Origin of the sequence: Ruegeria sediminis (genome assembly GCF_005938215.1) — a bacterium.
Classification (GTDB): domain Bacteria; phylum Pseudomonadota; class Alphaproteobacteria; order Rhodobacterales; family Rhodobacteraceae; genus Ruegeria; species Ruegeria sediminis.
The window spans coordinates 118,750-140,013 of sequence record NZ_VCPD01000008.1 but is presented as its reverse complement, the minus strand read 5'-3'; the positions used below and the strand labels follow the sequence as shown (position 1 = coordinate 140,013).

Here is a 21,264-nt window from a genome sequence, read left to right as displayed (position 1 = left end):
TCGAGACGAAGATGCATTGCGTGAAGCTGCTGGGGCAGAAGCTCATGGCACGGGACTTCGACCGCCAAGTCGCGGAGCTCCAGGTCCGTATCGCCGTGCTCAACAGCTACACCGCACTCGGCATACCCGTCACGGAAGCTATGGGATAAGTCCGTCCGGGGAAAGGGGAACCTCGGCTATCACCCGATTTGTGCAACAGAGTCGTTTGAGCCGAGGAACTGACCGCCAAAATCAACCGGCTTTGTCGAAAGGGTCTTGTCAAAGCAAACCGGCTTGAGGCGGGGAGGGCGGTTTTGTAGCTTCCGCCCATGACCAAACGATCGCCGTTTCGCTACTTCAAAACCAGCCCGGAAATCATCCGCCTGGCAGTAATGCTGTAAATCCGATTTCCGCTCTCGTTGCGAAACGTCGAGGACCTCCTCCATGAACGGGGCATCGACGTGAGCCATGAAGCCGTCCGGTTCTGGTGGCATCGGTTCGGGCCGATGTTTGCAAACGAGATCAGGAAACGCCGGATCAAGGGGATGCGGTCAAGCCGCTGGCGGTGGCATTTGGACGAGATGTTCGTCAAGATCAACGGCGAGAAGCACTATCTCTGGCGCGCTGTTGATCACGAAGGTGAGGTTCTGGAGAGCTTTGTGACAAAGGCCCGGGACAAGAAGGCGGCGTTGAAATTCTTAAGGAAAGCAATGCGAAGGCATGGCCGCCCCGAAGTCATTGTGACCGATCGGCTCAGGTCATATTGTGCCGCGTTGAGGGAACTCAATGCCGGCCATCGCCAGGAAACGGGTCGCTGGTTGAACAACCGCGTGGAGAACTCACATCTGCCATTCCGACGAAGGGAACGGGCTATGTTGCGGTTTCGGCGCATGCGAAGTTTGCAGAAATTCGCCGCCGTTCACGCTTCCGTCTACAAACATTTCAATCAGGAACGCAGCCTCACCTCCCGAGCCAGCTTCAAGCAAAACCGCACCGCTGCTCTCACCGAGTTGCGTGGCCTCTGTGCCGATTAAGGGACAGCGATCCTGCCCTTGGTGAGACGAGTTCGCATTCGTCTGCCAGCACCGCCACCCATGTCTGTCTCACTTCAGCGGTGTTTATTGCCCCGGAATTGTGACGCAATTCCCGCGGGTTGTCGTTCGGTCATTGTCAGAAGTAATGCGGTTGAGGCCGGTAGGGCGGTTTCGTAGCCTCTCGCCATGCCCAAACGCGATCCATTCAAATACTTCCACAGCAGCCCGGAAATCATCCGCCTGGCGGTCATGATGTACGTCCGCTTTCCGGTCTCATTGCGGAACGTCGATGACCTGCTGCACGAACGTGGTATCGGGGTCAGCCATGAAACGATCCGGTTCTGGTCGAACAGGTTCGGTCCGATGTTTGCAGCTGAAATCCGGTATCGGCGGGTAGAAGGGCTGCGATCAGGGCGGCAGTGGCAGTGGTACGTGGATGAGGTTGTGGTGAAGAGCAATGGTAAACTTACTACATGTGGCGGGCGGTTGATCACGAGGGTGAGGTACTGGAGGCTATCGTCACGAAACGTCGAAACAAGCGTGCCGCATTGAAAAATATTAAAAACTGATGCGGCGCTACGGTCGGCCGGGAGTTCTGGTGACCGACCGGTTCCCTCCTACCGAGCGGCTTTGCGGGAAATCGGAGTTGCCGAGCTTAAGTGTACAGGCGATTGGTTGAACAACCGGATCGAGAATTCACACCTGCCATTCCGACGACGAAAACGGGTGATACAGCGCTTCCGACGCCTGCGAAGTTTGCGGAAATTCGCCGCCGTTCACGCCGCGGTCTTCAATCTCAACAATTCGGAGCGCAGCATAAAGTACAACGCTACCGCCAATATAGAGACGCGTTCTCATTGGTCTGATAGCCCCATTTCGTAGCCTCCAGCGGTCGAGAGGCGCCGGAGTCACTGCTTCGCCATGTGGACGTTGACATTCGACCTGTGCGACAATCAAAGAACTGCTCGCCGCAATTGGAAGGGAGGGGATGTCATGTGCCAAGTCTTCGCTGGCCAGGATCCGGACCGTTACACATCTACAACGCGCAGGTTGCGCCTGAACGGTCAGAGCACGAGCCTGAGATTGGAAAACGCATTCTGGGACATTCTGGACCAGATCGCCGAAGCGGATGGTGTTTCGACGCCGGCCTTCATCTCGACGCTTCATTCCGAAGTGCTGGAAACACGTGGCGAACCGGTTAATTTCACGTCGCTTTTGCGCACTGCATGCCTGATCTTCATCGCCCAACCCCACACGTCCTCGCATCAGGCCGAGGACCTGCCCGTGGCCGCGGAATAGACCGACGTTCACAAAATCGAGTGTAGTAAGACCCTACTACCCACGACCGGCGACTCTGCGTCATGCTGAATTGGTCAAGAAAACAGACCTGTTCAGGAGACCAAAGTGGCCAAAGCCATCCACAGCATGATTCGCGTCCTCGATGAGGCCCGTTCCGTCGACTACTATCGCCGCGCTTTTGGGCTTGAAGTGGCCGACCGGCTGGATTTCGACACGTTCACGCTGATCTATCTCAGCAACCCTGAAACCGAGTTCGAAGTCGAACTGACTGTCAACAAAGGGCGCACCGATCCCTACGAACTCGGTGACGGGTACGGCCATCTCGCTGTCAGCGTCGACGATCTCGACGCCGAGCATGCCCGCTTCGAGGCCGAAGGCCTCAGCCCCCGAAAATTGGTGGAATTTGCCCCGGCCGGAGAACTGGTCGGCCGGTTCTTCTTTGTGGCCGACCCGGATGGCTACCAGATCGAAGTTCTGGAGCGCAACGGCCGCTTCAAGTGAGCACGTCTTTCTCCGGCTCTCGCGGTAACGAGAGCCGGTTTCGGTTAAAGGAGAGGAGAAAACCATGACAAACTCGAATTCCCCTCGGGGCCTGACGCGGCGGCAACTGCTGTCGCGCAGCGCCGCCGCGGGCGCCGGATTTGTGGTCGGTGTCGGATTCGTCGCCGCACCGAACGCTGCCTGGGCAAAGGAAATGGTGGCGCTCAAGCCCGAGACCTTTGCCACGCTGGTGCAGATGGCGCGTGACATCTACCCGCACGACCGCATCGCAGACGAAAACTACGTGATCGCCGTCAAAGGTTACGACACCACAGAAGCCGCGCCGGCGATCGAGGCGGGGATTGCTTCTTTGGACGCCGCAGCGCGGGGACAGGGTTTCGCGTCGTACATCGACACGGGATGGGAACGCGACCGCGTCGATATCCTGCGCGGCATGGAAGACAGCGCGTTCTTCCAGCAGATCCGGGGCGGTCTTGTGACCGGGCTGTACAACCAGAAAGCGGTTTGGCCGATCTTCGGATACGAGGGCGCATCCTATGAACAGGGCGGATACATCGACCGCGGTTTCAACGACATCAACTGGCTCTAAGGCCATAGGGGAGGAAAAGCTATGGCTGCACCTTTTGATCTCAACGACGACGGCGTGGTCGTCATCATCGGTACCGGCGCGGGCGGCGGTGTTCTGGCCAACGAACTGGCCCAGAAGGGCGTGTCGGTCGTCGCTCTGGAAGCGGGCGGGCGTTACTTGCCCGACGACTACGTGAATGACGAATGGGAGAGCTTCGGCCAGTTGGCCTGGGTCGATCCGCGGACCACGTCGGGCGACTGGCGCGTGGCAAAGGACTTTTCGGGCCTGCCCGCGTGGATCGTGAAGGCGGTCGGCGGCACCACCACTCACTGGGCGGGCGCTTCGCTACGCTTTCAAGACCACGAGTGGAAGGCCAAGACCACCTATGGCGACGTGCAGGGCGCCAACCTGCTCGATTGGCCTATCGACGCGGCGGAAATGGCCCCCTGGTACGACAAGGCCGAGGAAAAGCTGGGCGTGACCCGCACCGGCGACCGCCCGGGCCTGCCGGGCAACAACAACTACCTCGTTTTCGAAAAAGGCGCCAAGGCGCTGGGTTACAAAGAGGTGCATACGGGCCGCATGGCGATCATGTCGTCCGACGATGGTGAACGGATCAAGTGTCAGCAGACCGGTTTCTGTTTCCAGGGTTGCAAGTGGGGGGCCAAATGGTCGGCGGCCTATACCGACATTCCCGCGGGTGAGGCCACCGGGAATCTCGAAGTGCGCGAGAATGCGCATGTCGCGCGGATCCTGCACAATGAAGAAGGCAAGGTGACGGGCGTCGAGTATTTCGACAAGGACGGCAACCTGCAAATGCAGAAGGCCAGGATCGTCTGCGTCGCGGGCAACTCCTTCGAAAGCCCGCGCTTGCTGCTGAACTCGGCTTCGTCGATGTTCCCGGACGGGCTGGCCAACAGCTCGGGTCAGGTCGGGCGCAACTACATGCGGCACATGACGGGTTCGGTCTATGCGACCTTCGACAAGCCGGTGCGCATGTGGCGCGGCACGACCATGGCGGGTATCATCCAAGACGAGGCCAAGCACGACCCTTCGCGCGGTTTCGTGGGCGGCTACGAACTGGAAACGCTCAGCCTGGGCATTCCATTCATGGCGGCCTTTCTCGATCCGGGCGCCTGGGGGCGCGAGTTCACCTCGGCTCTGGATGCCTATGAGAACATGGCCGGCATGTGGATCGTGGGCGAGGACATGCCGCAGGAAACCAACCGCGTCACCCTCAACCATGACGTCAAGGACCAGTGGGGCCTGCCGGTGGCCAATGTGCATTTCGACGACCACCCTAACGACATCGCCATGCGCAACCATGCCTACAAGCAGGGTATTGCAGTGTACGAGGCCGTCGGCGCAACACGTGTCTTCCCGACGCCTCCCTATCCGTCGACGCATAACCTTGGCACAAACCGCATGTCCGAGAACCCGCGCGACGGCGTTGTGAACCGTTGGGGTCAGACCCACGACATCGCGAACCTGTTCATCTCGGACGGCTCGCAATTCACCACCGGCGCAGCGGAAAACCCGACACTGACCATCGTGGCCCTTGCGATCCGCCAGGCGGATCACATCGCTCGCGAAATGAGCGCCGGCAACATCTGAGCCGGCGTAGTCAGACAAAATCGTCTTGAGACAGGGCAGGGGGCTTTGGCGGCCTCCTGTCATGACCAACGGATCCCCGTTTCGCAATTACTAGACCAACATTGAGATCATGAGCTTGGCGGTGATGATGCACGTTCGATCTCCGTTGTCGCGAGGGAACGTCGAGGATCTTCGGCACGATCGCGGGATTTACGTCGGCCCCGAATCCTCCCGCTATTTTTGAACCGGTTCGGGCCGATTTTTGCCCCTGAGATCCGTCGGCGGCGTGTCCTGCTGCTGCGGGCTTTCTAGTAAATGACAAAGTTCCTTGATCGGATTGCCATGCTAATCGAACAGCGTTGCGGGTGTCGGTGGAAAACGCGATTGCCGAACTGCAATCAAGGGAGGCCCGCAACAGTCCGGAAATGCTGACAGTACCACAGCCCCCGACTTGCGATCCGGTCGCTGCAACCGAACGGTCAGGCCGTCAGGTCAGCGCCTCTCGGCCTCGGTGAGTTCCCTCAATATCTCGTCAGTGTGCTGACCCAATTCCGGTGCCGTGCGCCTGAGCGTCGGTGCTTCCACGGACTGCTTGATGGGAAAACCCAGGATTGGCATCGAACTGCCATTGGGTGCGGGCGTTTCCAGCACCATGTCCCGATGCCGGGTCTGCGGATCCGTCAAGGCCGACACAACATCGAGGACCGGACCGGCTGGAATGCCTGCGTTGTTGAGGCGGACAAGCCAGGTGGCGGTCGTGTCAGTGATGAGGCGGCTTTGAACCTCTTCGCGGATCTCCGCGCGGTGCTGCACCCGCGCGTCATTGGTGGCAAATCTGCTGTCTTCGAACAGATGTCTGCAATCCAGCAGCGTAAAAAGCCGATCGACGATCCCATCGTTCGACACGGCAATCGCGATATGGCCATCGCTGGTCTCGAACAAACCGTAAGGTGCGACCAAGGGGTGGTCATTGCCGACGCGGGGCAGCGTCCGCCCCGTCGCGAAGACCTCGGTGGCCATATAGGCCAGAAGGCTGATCATGCTGTCGGTCATCGCGATATCTATGGATTTGAAATTCCGGAGCGGTTTGGGGACGGCCAGAGCCGCCGCGCATGCCAGAGCCGCGTAGAGACCGGCCACAAGATCGCTGATCGGAATTCCGGAACGCAGGGGCGGGTCGTCCGGCTTGCCGTTGGTCCACATGAAGCCGCTCATTGCCTGCGCCACGAAGTCAAAGGACGGGCGCGCCGCATAGGGACCGGTCTGGCCGAAACCGGAGATATGGCAAGCGATCAGTCGCGGATTCAGCGCTTCGAGAGAGGCATCGGAAAGGCCCATCGCGTCCATGGTGCCGGGTTTGAAGTTGTCGACGAGCACATCCGCCGCGGCGATCAACTGCTTGACGGTCGACATGCCGTCCTCACTGCGCAGATCGAGAACAACAGACCGCTTGTTTCGGTTGAACGAGGCGAAATACGCGCTCATTCCGTCGATTTTACTGCCCTGCTGCCGAAGTGGGTCCCCTTGCGGACCCTCGATCTTGATGACGTCGGCTCCGAGATCGGCGAGTTGCTGCGTGCAGAACGGCCCCGAAATCACCCGGGTCAGGTCGACAATCCGCACTTCCTCAAGGCTCATATGTCTAACCTCTGGCTCTGATCGCCGCGTCCAAGGGCTGCGTCGCCCCGATTGGCGGCGCCTTCAGCAAGCGCGCGGGGAGTTCGCGCCCGAGGACCTGCGACAGCCATTTCCCGTGCCGCACGAGGGATTCGAAATCGACGCCGGTCTCGTGCCCTTCCGCGTGCAGGAAGTGCACGAGGTCTTCGGTGGCGACATTCCCCGTGGCGCCGGGTGCGAAAGGGCAACCTCCGATGCCGCCGAGAGAGCTTTCATAGCGTGTGATCCCAAGCGACAGCCCCATCATGACGTTGGCCAGCGAAAGCCCGCGCGTGTCGTGGAGGTGTAGCACCAGTGATAGGTCGGGAAGGGCGCTGCGCAAAGCCGAGACCACCGTTTCTATCTGGCTTGGCGTGGCGGTTCCGATGGTGTCACCCAGCTTCAATTCGTCGAAGCCCATATCATGAAGCGCGCGCGCGACGCGCAGGACCTGATCGGTTGGTGTGACGCCTTCGAACGGACATCCAAAGGCCGCGGCCATTGCCGCCACGGGGCGCCGTCCTTCTGCTACGGCAAGCTCGCGGACCGGTTCGAACCGTGCGATGGCTTCATCGACCGAGCAATTGCTGTTTGCCTGGCTATGGCTTTCCGTTGCGGACAGGAAACACACCCATTCCTGAACGCAAGTGCGCGCAGCGCGTTCCGCCCCACGTTCATTCGGCACGAGTGCTTGAAACAAGATCCCCTCTCTTGCACCGAGGTCTTTGAGCACCTCTTCCGCGTCTGCGAGTTGGGGAACTGCGCGGGGCGACACGAAGCTGGTGACCTCGAACCGTTTCAGCCCGGCCTCTATGGCCCGCTCGACCAATTCAACCTTCTTGCTGGTTGGAAACGGCGTCCGTTCGTTCTGCAGCCCGTCACGCGGGCTGACTTCGGTCAATTGAACTTCCATTCGCCTCTCCGGAGCTGTGCTTTGCCTTGACACGTACCATACCGCCTGTCGACGTCGCTATGTGCGTTTAGCATATGGGGACGCCAGAGGGAAACCTGACATCGTGAATTGCGATGCCTTGCTTCTCGAAACGCTATTTCAATTGAAGGTGCGTCATAGTTACGCTGGTTCTGATGCGCAGTAAGGGAGGATTACGCCATGCGCGTGGCAGCTATTTGGACTTCAAAACTTGGAATGATCTCAGCGGGTTTCATGGCTTTTGCGGCGTTGCCGGCAGACGCGACAGAGTGCATCGCACCGTCGAACCCAGGCGGAGGCTGGGATTTCACCTGCCGGACCATCGGGCGGATCTTGACGGAACTGGATCTGGTCGACGGCAATGTGCAGGTTACCAACATGCCCGGCGGTGTCGGTGCCGTGACCTACGCAATGGTTGCCAGCGAGCGTTCGGACGACGCCGATCTGATCGTCGCGACATCGACGGTGGGCATCACCCAGATCGCGCAGGGCAAGTATCCCGCCGGCGTCGATGCCATGCGCTGGTTGGGCATGTTGGGTGCTGATGTCGGTGTCGTTGCCGTGGCAGCAGACAGCGAAATCCAGTCGATGGCTGACCTGAACGAGGCACTGAAGGCGGATCCGTCCTCGCTGACGACGGCTGGGTCGTCCTCTATCGGCGGCTGGGATCACATCCGCCTTTTGATCGCCGCACGCGAAGGCGGGGTCGAAGACCTTCCGGCGATCCGCTGGGTGCAATTCGATGGTGGCACTGACGCAGTGACGCAGTTGATTGGCGGACAGGTGGACGTCGTGTCGACCGACATCTCCGAGATCGGGGGCTTCGTGGAATCGGGCGACATTCGCCTGTTGGGTGTGATGTCGGACGAACGGATCCCGGCCTTCTCCGACGCGCCGACGATGATCGAGCAGGGCATCGAAATGACCGGCTACAACTGGCGCGGTCTCTACACCGGCGGTGACGTTTCGGACGACGCATATAACACGTGGGTTTCCAACCTTGAAACGCTGTACAACTCCGAGAACTGGCAGACTGCAGCGGTCGAATTCGGGCTTGTGCCGATCTGGCGCGGGGGCGACGACTTTGAAGCCTATATCCGCGAACAGGAAAAGGTTACGGCTGATATTTCGCGGGATATTGGTGTCATCCAGTGACGAGTACCCGTCTTCTGGCCGCCGTGATCTTTGTGATCGCGGCGGTCTATACCTGGTACGGCAGTACCTATTCCGTCGCTTTCGGAGATGTCTTGGGCCCGTCCGTCTTTCCGGTCATCGTCGGAATTCCCGCGATGCTGTTATCGGGATCTCTGGTTGTTTTTCCCGGTGGCGGTATCGACTGGCCGGACCGGTCGCACCTGTTCCGGCAGGCGGCAGCCATCGCGGTATTGCTGGGGTACGCGTGGCTTCTGACGCCGCTCGGCTTCCCGATTGCCACCTTCGGCCTCATCGCTGCACTTGGAGCAGTGCTTGGTGGCGATCCTCTCAAATCCGTCGTGTTGGGTGTCGTCATGTCGCTTGCTCTGTGGGTGATGTTCGACCAAATCCTGGGCCTTCCCTTGGCGTTCCTTGGCTCGATCTTCGGAGGCTGACACATGGAAACGCTTTCCCTGCTGGCCAGCGGTTTCACGGTCGCGCTGACGCCGCTCAATCTGTCGCTTCTGTTTGCGGGCTGCTTCGTGGGCACGCTCATCGGTGCCATGCCTGGGCTTGGCCCCGTGAACGGAGTGGCGATCCTGATCCCGTTGACCTTTGCTTTCGGGCTTGATGCAACTTCGTCGCTGATCCTGCTGTCGGCCGTATATTTCGGCACCATGTATGGCGGGCGGATCAGTTCGATCCTGCTCAATATTCCGGGCGATGAACCGGCGGTTATGACGACGCTTGACGGCTATCCCATGGCGCAGAAAGGCCAAGCGGTCGATGCGCTGGCGCTGTCCGGGGTCGCCTCATTCGTTGGCGCAACGATTGCGGTGATCGGTCTGTCGCTGTTTGCGCCTCTGCTTGCGCGCGCCGCGATCCATTTTGGGCCTGCGGATTATTTCGCGCTTTACATCATGGCCTTTGCCACAATCGGTGGCGTCGCCGGTGTGGATCCGCGCAAGACACTTCTGTCGGCGCTGATCGGCCTGATGATCGCAACGGTCGGCCTGGACCCGATTTCGGGCGTCCCGCGGTACACAGGCGGGAATTTTCACATCTACGACGGGATCGAGCCGATCGTGGCCCTGGTCGGCCTCTTCGCCATCTCGGAAATCCTCATGCTGCTTGAAAAGCACATCAAGGACCGCGTGGGCGCTATTCGCGTCGATGGCTGGATGCCTTCGCTGTCCACGATCCTGTCAACCAAATGGGCGATGGTGCGTGGCTCGTTGATCGGGTTCATCGCCGGCGTCCTGCCCGGTGCGGGCGCATCGCTGGGGTCGGTCATGTCCTATTCCATTGAAAAGCAGGCCAGCGACAAGGACGGAACCTTCGGCCAGGGTGATCCGCGCGGCGTTGCCGCGCCCGAAGCCGGCAACAACGCCGCGTCCGGTGGCGCCCTTATCCCGATGCTGTCACTTGGGGTGCCCGGCTCGGGCACCACTGCGGTTATGCTGGCGATGCTCATCTCGCTCAACGTGCAGCCGGGGCCTCTGTTGTTCGAACGCCAACCGGACCTTGTATGGGGGTTGGTCGCGTCGCTTTACATGGCGAACGTCACGCTTTTGATCCTGAATATTCCGCTGATCGGAATCTTCACCCGCTTGATGGCCGTTCCCACATGGGCGCTGATGCCGATCGTGGCGGCGGTCAGTTTTGTCGGCGTCTTCTCAATCTCGAATTCGGTCTTCGATCTCGAGGTGATGATCGCTTTCGGCGTGATCGGGTACATCCTGCGAAAAATGGATATCAGCCTTGTTCCGCTTGTCCTTGGCTTGCTGCTGGGCGGCGATATGGAGCGCAACCTGCGTCGTGCGATGTCGATCTCTGACGGGGACTGGAGCATTCTTTTGCAAAGCTGGATCTCCATCACGCTATACGTGCTGACGCTGGCATTCCTCGCCCTGTCGGTGTGGCTGGCGATGCGGTCCAACAAGCGCGGCAAGTCACGGAGGTTCGAGGCGTGACCTGGGGCTTTGTCGGGCTGGGGCAGATGGGCCTGCCCATGGCACGCCGCCTTGCGGGTGTTACCGATGTCGTGGCGTACGACCGCAAGGGGCGCGACGTCCAAGGGCTCAACACCGCGGACACTCCGGAGGGATTGGCCAACTGCGATGTGCTGCTCACCTGCCTGCCGGACGGAAAGGTCGTCGAATCCATGCTCTTTGGCGACGCGCGCCTTGCCGAGGCGCTGCCGGTCGGGGCCACGGTCATCGACACTTCGACCACTTCGCACGGCACTGCGCTGCGCTTGGGTAAGCGGCTCTCGGAGCTTGGTATCGGTTTTCTCGATGCGCCGATCTCGGGAATGCAGAAACGCGCAGAGGATGGCACGCTCACGATGATGGTGGGTGGTGATCCGGAAATGCTGGGCCGTCACCAAGACATGTTGGGCTCCATGGCCTCGAAAATCCTTCATGTAGGGCCGGTCGGGGCCGGGCAGTTGGCAAAGCTCGTCAACCAACTGCTGTTTGACATCAACATGGCCGCGCTTGCGGAGATTCTGCCGATCTCTGCCAAGCTGGGGCTCGACCCAGATCAGGTGGCCGAAATCGTCAATTCGGGAACCGGGCGCAGTTATGCCAGCGAATTTTTCGTTCCGAACATCCTGCGCGGGGTTTTTGACAAGGGCTATCCCATGCAGGCCGCCTACAAGGACCTGATCGCGGGGGCAGAAGTGACGGCGGAGAATGCCTTTCCCGCACCGGTGCTTGCAGCGGCAACCGCGACCTATCAGCAGGCGCTGGCCGAAGGGCTGGGGGCAGAGGACAAGGGCGCGATGATCAAGGTTTTCGAGCGAATGATCGGCGCAGAATTCAGGAGCAGGACATGAGTGGTGATCACGGTCTCCGGCGTGGCCTGACCAATTACGGCGACCGGGATTTCGCGGTGTATCTGCGTCGCTCCTTCGCGCGGTCGATGGGTCTGAGCCAAGAGATGCTGGACAAGCCGATCATCGGCATCGCCATGACGCCGTCGGATTTCAATAATTGCCACCGCACGATGCCGGAGCTGGTCGAAGCGGTCAGCCGTGGCGTTCTGGCTGCCGGTGCTTTGCCCCGCGCCTTTCCGACGATTTCGACAGGCGAGGTGTTTCTGAACCCGACCTCGATGGTCTACCGCAACCTGATGTCCATGGACACCGAGGAGATGGTGCGCGCGCAGCCGATGGATGCCGTGGTGCTGATCGGTGGATGCGACAAGACCGTGCCAGCCCAGCTGATGGGCGCAGCTTCCGCGGATGTTCCGGCGATCCAGCTTGTCACCGGGCCGATGAGCACCGGGCACTACAAGGGCGAGCGTCTGGGCGCCTGCACCGATTGCCGCCGCTTCTGGGGACGCTATCGCGCGGGCGAGATCGCGCGGGATGAGATCGACGTCGTGGAAGGCCGGCTGGCCGCCACGGCAGGCACCTGTGCGGTGATGGGCACCGCCAGTACCATGGCGATCATTGCCGAAGTTCTGGGCATGAGCCTGCCGGGCACCGCCGCCATACCTGCCGTCGCCGCGGATCGTTTGGTCGCTGCAGAGGCAACGGGCAGGGCAGCGGTGCATCTGTTGACCCACCCGCGCAGGCCCTCTGAGCTGATCACCGAGAAATCTGTGGAAAACGCCTTGCGCGTCCTGATGGCGGTATCGGGGTCGACCAATGCTATCGTTCATCTTGCCGCGATCGCCGGGCGGCGCAACATTTCGATTTCGCCGGAACGAATGAACCAGATCAGTGACGAGACGCCCGTTCTTGTAGACCTGAAGCCCGTCGGCAAGGGATATCTGGAAGACTTCCATCACGCGGGCGGCGTCGGTGCGCTTCTGCGTGAGCTCAAACCGCTTTTGCATCTCGATACGGTGGACGTGCTGGGCCAGACCCTCGCGGACAGACTCGCAGAGCCGCTCGATTGGGTGAACCGAGATGTGATCCGGCCTTCGGACGATCCGGTTTCGCCTGTGGGCGGTCTGATCTCGCTTGGTGGCAACCTCGCACCGCAAGGCGCTATCTTCAAACGCGCGGCTGCTACGGAAAGCATGTTCGAACATGAAGGGCGCGCGGTGGTCTTCGAAAGCCTCGAACATCTGGCCCGCAGCATCGACGATCCTGATCTCGATATTGAGCCGGATGACATCATGGTCTTGCAGAATGCCGGGCCCGTGGCGGCGGGTATGCCCGAGGCCGGGTATCTGCCGATCCCCAAAAAGCTTGCGCGACAAGGCGTGAAGGATATCGTCCGCATTTCGGACGCGCGGATGTCGGGCACAGCCTTTGGCACCATCGTACTGCACGTCGCGCCCGAAGCCGCGCGGGGTGGGCCGCTGGCGGCGGTGCGCTCGGGCGACCGCATCCGCCTGTCGGTCAAGGACAAACGCATCGATCTGCTGGTGGACGACGCGGAAATCGCCCGGCGGCTGGAGCAACACACGCCGCCGCCTTTGCCCGAGCGCGGTTATCGGGGGCTTTATGCCCGGGCGGTGACGCAGGCGCCCGAAGGTGTCGATTTCAACTTCCTGCAACACGAAAGCACAGCCCGGTTCGGGCGGGAGGACCAGTCATGAACCTCGCAACCCTGCTTCGACAGCGCGAAGCCGAAGGGCGTCCTATCCGCGTGGGTTTGATCGGGGCCGGGAAATTCGGCACGATGTTTCTGGCGCAGGCAGAACGTCAGCGAGGCATTCATGTTGTGGGTATCTGTGATCTGAACCCAGCCGCGGCGCGGTCCAATCTCGATCTCGTCGGCTGGGACGCAGCACGCTACGGGGCAGACAGTCTCGACGCAGCGGCACGCGATGGCACCACCCATGTGGGCGACGATTGGCAGGCGCTTGTTTCCCATCCGGCGGTAGACATCGTGATCGAATGCACCGGCAATCCGATGGCGGCGGTCACGCACATTCTGACGGCGTTTCGCGAGGGCAAGCATGTCATCAACGTAACCGTCGAGGCCGACGCCTTCGTCGGCCCGGGCTTTGGGGTCAAGGCCCGCGAGGCGGGGGTGATCTATTCGATGGCCTACGGCGATCAGCCCGCACTGGCGGCAGATCTGGTGGATTGGGCGCGCGCCTGCGGCTTTTCGGTGGTCGCCGCCGGGCGAGGTCACAAGTGGCTGCCTCACTACCGGCAGTCTACGCCCGATACCGTCTGGGATCATTGGGGGCTTACGCAGGAACAGGCCGAGCGCGGGCGATTGAACCCCAAGATGTTCAACGCTTTCCTCGACGGATCCAAGCCGGCGATCGAAAGCGCGGCGATTGCGAATGTTTGCGGACTGGACGCGCCAACGGATGGGCTGACCTTCCCGCCCGGGTCGATCGACGATGTCCCCACGCTTGCCCGGCCTGCATCGGAGGGCGGCGTGCTGGAACACAAGGGCATGGTCGAGGTAATCTCGTGCCTGCGCGAGGACGGCACCCCGATCCCGCACGACATTCGCAAAGGCGTCTGGGTCTGTTTCGAGGCCGATACCGACTACCTCAAGAATTGCTTCGAAGAGTACAAGGTCGTGACTGATCCGTCGGGCCGGTACATGTGCGAAAGCCGCCGCTGGCACCTTATCGGGTTGGAGTTGCCATATTCGGTCGCATCCATCGGCATTCGTCGAGAGCCGACCGGCGTGGCCACCGAATTCCGCGGGGATGTCGCGGCGATTGCCAAACGGGCCCTGAAAGCGGGCGAACTGCTGGACGGGGAGGGTGGGTATACCGTATCGGGCGGGTTGCGTCCTGCCGCGACCTCCGTTGCCCAAGGGTATCTGCCGCTGGGCCTGGCCCACAACGTGACGCTGCGCAGGGATGTCGCCGAAGGCGCCGCTGTCACCTGGGATGATGTGGACATCGACACAACCTCGGATGCCTATCGCTTGCGCAAGGACGTCGAGGCGCTGGCGGTCAAGGCCTGTGCGGCATGACGGGTCTTTCCTATGTGGGGCGCGGACTGCGCCGGCCTGAATCGGTGCTCGCGACCGCTTCGGGCGATATCTATTGCTCGCACAACGGTCATGGCGTTGCTCGCATCAGGCCCGATGGCGCGCAGCTTCTGTTGGCGCCGGCCACGCAGATCGGTGGCCTGCCGATTGTGCCCAATGGCATTGCCCTGCGTCCGGACGGCAGCTTTCTCGTTGCCAATATTTCGGATGCCGGCGGTTCGTTGGAACTCGACGCAGATGGCGTGCGCCTCTTCCATCCTTGCACTGATGGTGAGACATCTCCGCCAGTGAACTTCGTCGCGCTCGACGAGATGGGGCGAATATGGATTACCGTGTCTTCGACCTATTCACCCCGATGCCTAGCCTATAATAAGCATACGGCGAATGGTTATGTCGCCATGATCGAAGGCGGCAAGTTCCGCGTCGTGCTCGAAGGTCTGGCCTACACCAACGAGGTGCGGCCGGATTACGAGGGCGGCTGGCTTTACATAGCCGAGACGATGGCACAGCGCATCAGTCGTGTGCGATTGGACGAAAAAGGCTTGCATGGGGCACCCGAAGTTTTCGCCCAGTTGCCCCGCGGCGCCTTCTTGGACGGCATGGAAATCGACAGTGAGGGGGGTGTACTGGCGGCCTGCATCATTTCGTCGGAGCTGATCCGCATTGATCCCGATGGTGGGCAAACCGTCATCATGGGCGAACGCATGGATGCTTGGGTGAACCAAGTCGAGGATGCGTTCGATGCAGGAGACATGGGGCGCCACCATCTTGATACCTCGCCGACCACAGGCCTGCGAAACATCGCCAGCTTGGCCTATCACGGTGCGAATCTGGATCAGATCGTCTGCGGCAATCTGCTTGACGACAAATTGCCGTGCACGGCTGCGACCGTGCCGGGGCGTACCCCGGTGCATTGGCATACCGAGGTTCCGTTTTGGGGGGATGCATTTTGAGGGATCGCGAAATACGATGGCTTCATCATGCGTTTCGATCTCTTCTCACTGTCGATCTTTGAAACCGTTGCAGAGCTTGGCAGCATTGCCCGGGCCGCCGCGCGTCACAACATCGCGGCATCGGCTGCGAGCAAGCGTTTGTCCGATCTCGAGCGACTGGTCGGAACACCGCTCCTGCGTCGCCAGAGGCGAGGGGTGAGCCTGACATCAGCTGGTGAGGAATTGCTGGAGCATGCGAAGTCCATCGGTCGGATGGTCGAACGCATGGAATCCGAGATGGGCAATCATGCCCAGGGCATTCGCGGAACCATAAGGGTCTCTGCCAATACCTCTTCGATAACGCAATTCCTGCCCGAGGATCTCGCGGCGTTCGTGAAGGAACACCCAAACCTCCATATCCAGCTTGTCGAGCAGATGAGTCCGGATATTCTTGACGCAGTCAGATCCGGCGCCGCTGATCTCGGCATCTACTCGGGTTTTACCGATTCAACGGGCGTGCAATCGCTGTTGTATCGACGTGATACGCTCGTCATTGCCGCACCGCGGGAACATCGGCTTGCGGCGCTGGACTGCGTCACCTTTAGAGACGTACTGGACGAAGATTTCGTCGCCTTGCAGCAGGGCAGCTCGATCAAGAACTATCTGGAGCGGCAAGCGCATGCGTTGGGAAGCGAGATCCGCACACGTGTCGAAGTCATGAGTTTCGATGGTGTACGCAGGATGGTTCAGGCCAAACTCGGCATCGCGATACTGCCGTTGGGAGCCGTCGAGCCATATCTGGGGAGTTCCGAACTTGCGATGATCCCGATCGACGAGGCGTGGGCGCATCGTGAGCTTCGCATCGCGATGCGCGACCGGTCGATGCTGACAAAGCAAGCGCGAACCCTGCTCGAGTTTCTATCGCCTGAAGGAGCGTGAATGGCCTCGGGCGGCATAGCCAGTTCAGGCATTGTCAGAGTAAACTCGTTTGAGGCGGGGAGGGCGGTTTCGTAGCGTTGCACCAAGACCAAACGATCCCCGTTTCGCTAATTCAAAGCCAGCCTAGAGATCATTCATCTGGCGGTGACGCTGTAGATCGGATTTCCGCTCTCGTTTCGGAACATCGAGGATCCGTTCCACGAGTGCGGCATTGACGAGAGCCAAGAAGCCATCCGTTTCTAGTGGCACCGGTTCGGACCGATGTTCGCCGCCGAGATCAGTAAGCGCCAAATCAAGGAGATGAAATCAAGCCTCTGACGGTGACATCTCGACGAGATGTGCGTGAAGGTCAACGGCGAGCGATACAAGTTGAGGCGGGGTTTGGATCGCTAAACGGAGTTATTGGAGAGCTTTTTCACGAGGATCAGAGACAAGTTGGCGGCATTGGAATTCTTGAGAAAAGCTAAGAGAAAGCGCGGCCGCTCCAAGTGGTCGTGACCAGCTTGCCTATGTTCTACGGTGCGGCGTTCAAAGCATTCGGTACCGGCAATCGGCGGGGAGCCGGACGCTGGTTGTGCAACCGCGCTGCGAATTCAAGCCTGACGTTTCGACGACGAGAGCGGGCCATGCTTTTCTACCGCCGTATGCGAAGTCTTTAGATATTTGCTCCGGCCCTCAACCACTTCAATGAGGATCGCACCCCTCAACACGAGGCCACTTCGAGCAGAACCGCATCGCCGCTCTCGCCGAGTGGCGCGGCTTTTGCGCGGAATATGGGGCAACTACGCTGTCCTTGCAAAGACCGGTTCGTATTGGTCCGGCAGCACCGCTATGAGTCCTGATTCCAAGCCTGTTTCCAAAGCCGGGTTGACTAAATGTGCACCGCGCCAAGAAATCAATTCACAAGACTACGCCTGTTTGCGGCTAGCCAGCCACTCAACCGCGAAATACACTGAACTCAAGACACTACAAACGGAGACACACTCGAAATGACCCCATTCGCAATAGCCGGCGTTCAGATGCATGTCGCGGCTCTGCACTCAAATGTCGAAGCGATGCGGCATCGGATCGAAATTCTGATGGCCCGCTTTCCGTGGACGCAGATGGTGTTGTTTTCCGAACTCGCGCCTTTTGGCCCCTTGGATCGTTTCGCGCAGCCTTTCCCGAACGATACTTTGCAACAACTGCAAGACGACGCGCGCCGCTTCAGGATCTGGCTGATCCCCGGCTCGATGTTCGAGAAAACCGAAGATGGGCGGATCTTCAATACATCCGTCGTCATAAATCCGGACGGCGAGATCGTCGCGAAATACTCCAAGATGTTCCCGTTCCGTCCGTATGAGGCCGGGATCTCGGCGGGTACGGAGTTCTGCGTCTTCGACGTGCCCGAAGTTGGGCGTTTCGGTCTGTCGATCTGCTACGACATCTGGTTCCCTGAAACGACGCGTCAATTGACCAGCCAAGGCGTCGAAGTGCTGCTGCATCCGGTGCTGACCGGCACCACCGACCGCGACGCGGAACTGGCCATCGCGAGGGCGACGGCGGCACAATTCCAGTGTTACGTCTTCGACGTCAACGGGCTGGCCGCTGGCGGCGTGGGCCGATCGGTCGTGGTTGATCCGTCCGCTACGGTGCTGCACCAATCCGCCGGGCAGGAGGACATGTTCCCGATCGAAATAGACCTGGATCAGGTTCGACGGCAGCGGGAAACCGGCCTCAAGGGGCTTGGGCAGGTTCTGAAAAGCTTCCGCGACCGCGAGGCGGATTTTTCCGTCTACGACCGGACAAGCGGCGTTGACGCATACCTGAATACACTGGGTCCATTGGAAACACCTACGCAAGGATCGCTTCGTGGCGTGCGAACGACGGATCCCAGAACAGCCCTTGGATACACCGAGAATACGGATTTTCCGCCACTGAACTTCTCTGTCTTTCAGGGCAGAACGGGATCAGACTGACCGGATTGGCGGGTGGCACCGGTCCGGACGCGACGAACAGGAGGCAATGCATGAACTTGCATTCCCAGAAGGGCAAGTTGCCGTCGATCCGGGACTACTACAGCGCGACGCAATTGCGCGCCGACCGCTGGAGCGCGCTTCGCGAGGCCGCCGAAGGGCTGTCGCGCCATGGTACGGAGGGGCGGCAGGGCAAAAAGCTTCTCGCGACGGCCGAGCATCTGTTCGATGTTCTTGCGCCGATCGAGTGCTACTGGGCGTTTCCCGGAATACATGCCTTCGAGCACCTGCGCAGGCTTTTGCACCATGGCCACACCGGGGACTTGTCGGTCTCGGTGCGCCGGATCGCCAGGGCGCTGACTTCGGGCGCCTACAGACGCCGCAGCATCCCTCTGTCGTCCGAGGAAATCGACAACGAGGATTACGAGGACGAAGCCTCGCTCGCGCCCGAGGCTCGGGCCCTCGGCCGCCCCTATTTCGAGGTCCTGATCGTCGATGACGTGTCCGAGCCGCAGGAGCGGTTCCTGCGCCAGAACCTGTTGCGTATGCGCCGGACGGAGGATCCATTCATCTATGAACCGGTCATCGTTCCTTCGCTCGAGGATGCCCTGATCGGTGTCCTGTTCAACTACAACGTGCAGGCGGTGGTTGTGCGGCCGGGCTTGACCTTAAAATCCAAGATCGATTTGCCGATCCTCAGCCAATACCTCACCCGCGTCAGCGAAGAAGAGGACGTGGACGCGATCGAACCTCATGAATACGGTCCCGAAGCCTGCCGGCTGATCGCGAAAATCAGACCCGAACTGGATGCCTATCTGGTCACGGACCGTTCCGCAGAGGATATTGCCGGGCTTGATCTGGGGCGGTGCAGACGGGTCTTCTATAACCAGGAAGACTTTCTGGAACTGCACCTGAACATCCTGCGCGGCGTCGGCCGCCGGTACAAAACCCCTTTCTTCACTGCGCTCAAGGAGTATTCGAGGCAGCCCACGGGTGTGTTCCATGCAATGCCGATCAGCCGGGGCAAGTCGATCAGCCGGTCGCACTGGATCCAGGACATGGGCGCGTTTTACGGGCCGAACATCTTCCTTGCCGAAACATCGGCGACGTCCGGCGGACTCGACAGCCTTCTGGAACCGCGCGGGCCGATCAAGGAAGCGCAGGACATGGCCGCACGGGCCTTTGGCGCAAAGCATACTTTCTTTGCCACAAATGGCACGTCGACCTGCAACAAGATCGTGGTGCAGTCGCTGGTTCGACCGGGCGACATCGTTCTGGTGGATCGCGACTGCCACAAATCCCATCACTACGGGATGGTTCTGGCCGGCGCGAGCGTCGTCTACATGGACAGCTATCCGCTGCATCAATACTCGATGTACGGTGCCGTGCCGCTGCGCGAGATCAAGCACGCGCTGTTGAACCTCAAGGCCGCCGGCAAGCTTGACCGGGTACGGATGGTTCTCTTGACCAACTGCACCTTCGACGGCGTCGTCTACAACGTTCAGCGAGTCATGGAGGAATGCCTGGCGATCAAGAAGGACCTGATCTTCCTTTGGGACGAAGCATGGTTCGCCTTCGCGCGGTTCGACCCGACCTATCGTCAGCGAACCGCCATGGGCGTCGCGAACCACCTGCGGGAATCGTTGCGCAAACCGGAAACCGCGGCAACCTGGGAAGCGCAACAGGAAGAGTTGAAGGGCGCAAGCGAAGAGGTTTTGCTCAAGACGCGGCTGGTTCCGCCGCCGGACGCGCGGGTGCGGGTCTATGCCACGCAATCGACCCACAAGACCCTGACCTCATTGCGACAGGGCTCGATGATCCACATCAACGACCAGGACTTCAAAGGCGAAGTCGAGCAGTCGTTTCATGAAGCCTACATGACGCACACTTCGACGTCGCCCAACTATCAGATCATTGCCTCGCTGGATGTCGGACGGCGGCAGGTCGAACTGGAAGGCTTTGAGTTCGTTCAGAGGCAGATCGAAAGCGCGATGTCGATCCGTCGGGCCGTCTCGGACCACACGCTGCTCAGGAAATACTTCAAGGTCCTGACCGCAGGAGACATGATTGCCGAAGAGTTCCGCGAAAGCGGTGTGGAGGCCTACTATGATCCCGACCACGGCTGGTTCGACACATGGTCGATGTGGAGCAGGGACGAATTCGTCCTCGACCCCACGCGCGTGACGCTGGCCGTTGGCGGTACGGGTTGGGACGGGGATACGTTCAAGACGAAGATCCTGATGGACAAATACGGCATCCAGATCAACAAGACGTCGCGAAATACAGTGCTGTTCATGACCAACATAGGCACCACCCGATCGTCGGTCGCCTATCTGATCGAAGTGCTGGTCGAGATCGCAAACGAGTTGGACGAGAAACTCGACGACGCCTCGAAAATGGAACGCCGTTCGTTCGAGAACCGTGTTTCGGCCCTTGTCGAGCATCTTCCGCCATTGCCGGATTTCAGCCGTTTCCACGACGCGTTCCGCGCTGGCAAGGAAACTCCGGAAGGTGACATCCGCAGCGCCTTCTTCCTCGCATACGACGAAGACAACTGCGACTATCTGCCGTTGGATGACAAACTGATGGAGCGCTTGGAGAGGGGCGAGGAACTGGTCTCTGCCAGTTTCATCATACCCTATCCCCCCGGCTTTCCCATTCTCGTGCCCGGCCAGGCCGTAAGCCCGGAAATCCTGTCCTTCATGAGAATGTTGGACGTCAGCGAAATCCATGGATACCGCTCAGACCTTGGTTTGCGCGTTTTCACCAATGACGCCTTGAAGTCCATTTCAAAGAAGAAGTCCTAGGGGGAGGAAGTC

At 60.2% G+C, this 21,264-nt stretch carries 16 protein-coding genes and 4 pseudogenes; 18 read left to right on the top strand and 2 right to left on the bottom strand.

Translation table 11 applies throughout. The annotated features are described in order from the left end of the window. From FGK63_RS18630 to FGK63_RS18600, 7 genes and pseudogenes are all read left to right on the top strand, one after another. Positions 1 to 149 (top strand): annotated as a pseudogene (locus FGK63_RS18630) (IS5/IS1182 family transposase); the annotation flags it as partial. Between the two features lie 159 nt (positions 150 to 308). Beyond that, positions 309 to 1,013 (top strand): annotated as a pseudogene (locus FGK63_RS18625) (IS6 family transposase). 186 nt (positions 1,014 to 1,199) lie between these two features. Further along, positions 1,200 to 1,895, top strand: a pseudogene (locus tag FGK63_RS18620) (IS6 family transposase). 111 nt (positions 1,896 to 2,006) lie between these two features. Then, complete coding sequence (locus FGK63_RS18615; protein WP_138845109.1) at positions 2,007 to 2,312, top strand: ribbon-helix-helix domain-containing protein; 306 nt, start codon at positions 2,007 to 2,009, stop codon at positions 2,310 to 2,312. A gap of 105 nt (positions 2,313 to 2,417) precedes the next feature. Beyond that, on the top strand, positions 2,418 to 2,813 hold the full coding sequence (locus FGK63_RS18610) for a VOC family protein (protein ID WP_138845107.1): 396 nt from the start codon (positions 2,418 to 2,420) through the stop codon (positions 2,811 to 2,813). 64 nt (positions 2,814 to 2,877) lie between these two features. Then, positions 2,878 to 3,402, top strand: coding sequence for a twin-arginine translocation signal domain-containing protein (locus tag FGK63_RS18605; protein WP_138845105.1), 525 nt, complete (start codon positions 2,878 to 2,880; stop codon positions 3,400 to 3,402). 21 nt (positions 3,403 to 3,423) lie between these two features. After that, a complete protein-coding gene (locus FGK63_RS18600) occupies positions 3,424 to 4,995 on the top strand; it encodes a GMC family oxidoreductase (RefSeq protein ID WP_138845103.1) in 1,572 nt (523 codons plus the stop codon). Between the two features lie 471 nt (positions 4,996 to 5,466). Here the strand turns inward: FGK63_RS18600 and FGK63_RS18595 are convergent, their stop codons facing one another. Both FGK63_RS18595 and FGK63_RS18590 read right to left on the bottom strand, forming a co-directional pair. After that, on the bottom strand, positions 5,467 to 6,612 hold the full coding sequence (locus tag FGK63_RS18595) for a CaiB/BaiF CoA transferase family protein (RefSeq protein ID WP_138845101.1): 1,146 nt from the start codon (positions 6,610 to 6,612) through the stop codon (positions 5,467 to 5,469). Positions 6,613 to 6,616: 4 nt separating this feature from the next. After that, a complete protein-coding gene (locus tag FGK63_RS18590; protein WP_138845099.1) occupies positions 6,617 to 7,543 on the bottom strand; it encodes a hydroxymethylglutaryl-CoA lyase in 927 nt (308 codons plus the stop codon). 234 nt (positions 7,544 to 7,777) lie between these two features. On the opposite strand from FGK63_RS18590, the gene FGK63_RS18585 reads away from it, so the two are divergent. From FGK63_RS18585 to FGK63_RS18535, 11 genes and pseudogenes are all read left to right on the top strand, one after another. After that, on the top strand, positions 7,778 to 8,716 hold the full coding sequence (locus tag FGK63_RS18585) for a Bug family tripartite tricarboxylate transporter substrate binding protein (protein WP_246044083.1): 939 nt from the start codon (positions 7,778 to 7,780) through the stop codon (positions 8,714 to 8,716). Then, complete coding sequence (locus tag FGK63_RS18580) at positions 8,713 to 9,150, top strand: tripartite tricarboxylate transporter TctB family protein (RefSeq protein ID WP_246044082.1); 438 nt, start codon at positions 8,713 to 8,715, stop codon at positions 9,148 to 9,150. Before FGK63_RS18585 ends, FGK63_RS18580 begins: the two co-directional genes overlap by 4 nt. A gap of 3 nt (positions 9,151 to 9,153) precedes the next feature. After that, entirely contained in the window at positions 9,154 to 10,668 is a 1,515-nt protein-coding gene (locus FGK63_RS18575) for a tripartite tricarboxylate transporter permease (protein ID WP_138845096.1), read from the top strand. Continuing rightward, positions 10,665 to 11,534 carry an NAD(P)-dependent oxidoreductase gene (locus tag FGK63_RS18570; RefSeq protein WP_138845094.1) on the top strand — a complete coding sequence of 290 codons (870 nt, stop codon included), beginning with the start codon at positions 10,665 to 10,667 and terminating at the stop codon, positions 11,532 to 11,534. The genes FGK63_RS18575 and FGK63_RS18570 overlap by 4 nt, the downstream gene beginning before the upstream one ends. Beyond that, positions 11,531 to 13,252: a dihydroxy-acid dehydratase gene (locus FGK63_RS18565; RefSeq protein ID WP_138845092.1), complete on the top strand. Its 1,722-nt coding sequence runs from the start codon at positions 11,531 to 11,533 to the stop codon at positions 13,250 to 13,252. The genes FGK63_RS18570 and FGK63_RS18565 overlap by 4 nt, the downstream gene beginning before the upstream one ends. Further along, the gene (locus tag FGK63_RS18560) at positions 13,249 to 14,601 is read left to right on the top strand and encodes an NAD(P)H-dependent oxidoreductase (RefSeq protein WP_138845090.1); all 1,353 of its coding nucleotides are present in this window, start codon (positions 13,249 to 13,251) and stop codon (positions 14,599 to 14,601) included. The genes FGK63_RS18565 and FGK63_RS18560 overlap by 4 nt, the downstream gene beginning before the upstream one ends. Then, the gene (locus FGK63_RS18555; RefSeq protein ID WP_138845088.1) at positions 14,598 to 15,572 is read left to right on the top strand and encodes an SMP-30/gluconolactonase/LRE family protein; all 975 of its coding nucleotides are present in this window, start codon (positions 14,598 to 14,600) and stop codon (positions 15,570 to 15,572) included. Before FGK63_RS18560 ends, FGK63_RS18555 begins: the two co-directional genes overlap by 4 nt. Before the next feature lie 27 nt (positions 15,573 to 15,599). Continuing rightward, positions 15,600 to 16,490: a LysR substrate-binding domain-containing protein gene (locus FGK63_RS18550; RefSeq protein WP_138845086.1), complete on the top strand. Its 891-nt coding sequence runs from the start codon at positions 15,600 to 15,602 to the stop codon at positions 16,488 to 16,490. A gap of 129 nt (positions 16,491 to 16,619) precedes the next feature. Further along, positions 16,620 to 17,250: pseudogene (locus tag FGK63_RS21235) on the top strand (DDE-type integrase/transposase/recombinase); the annotation flags it as partial. 229 nt (positions 17,251 to 17,479) lie between these two features. Then, positions 17,480 to 18,448 (top strand): carbon-nitrogen hydrolase family protein, encoded by a 969-nt coding sequence (locus tag FGK63_RS18540; protein ID WP_138845084.1) that lies wholly within the window; start codon positions 17,480 to 17,482, stop codon positions 18,446 to 18,448. Positions 18,449 to 18,498: 50 nt separating this feature from the next. Continuing rightward, a complete protein-coding gene (locus tag FGK63_RS18535; protein WP_138845082.1) occupies positions 18,499 to 21,252 on the top strand; it encodes an aminotransferase class I/II-fold pyridoxal phosphate-dependent enzyme in 2,754 nt (917 codons plus the stop codon). Positions 21,253 to 21,264: the final 12 nt, after the last annotated feature.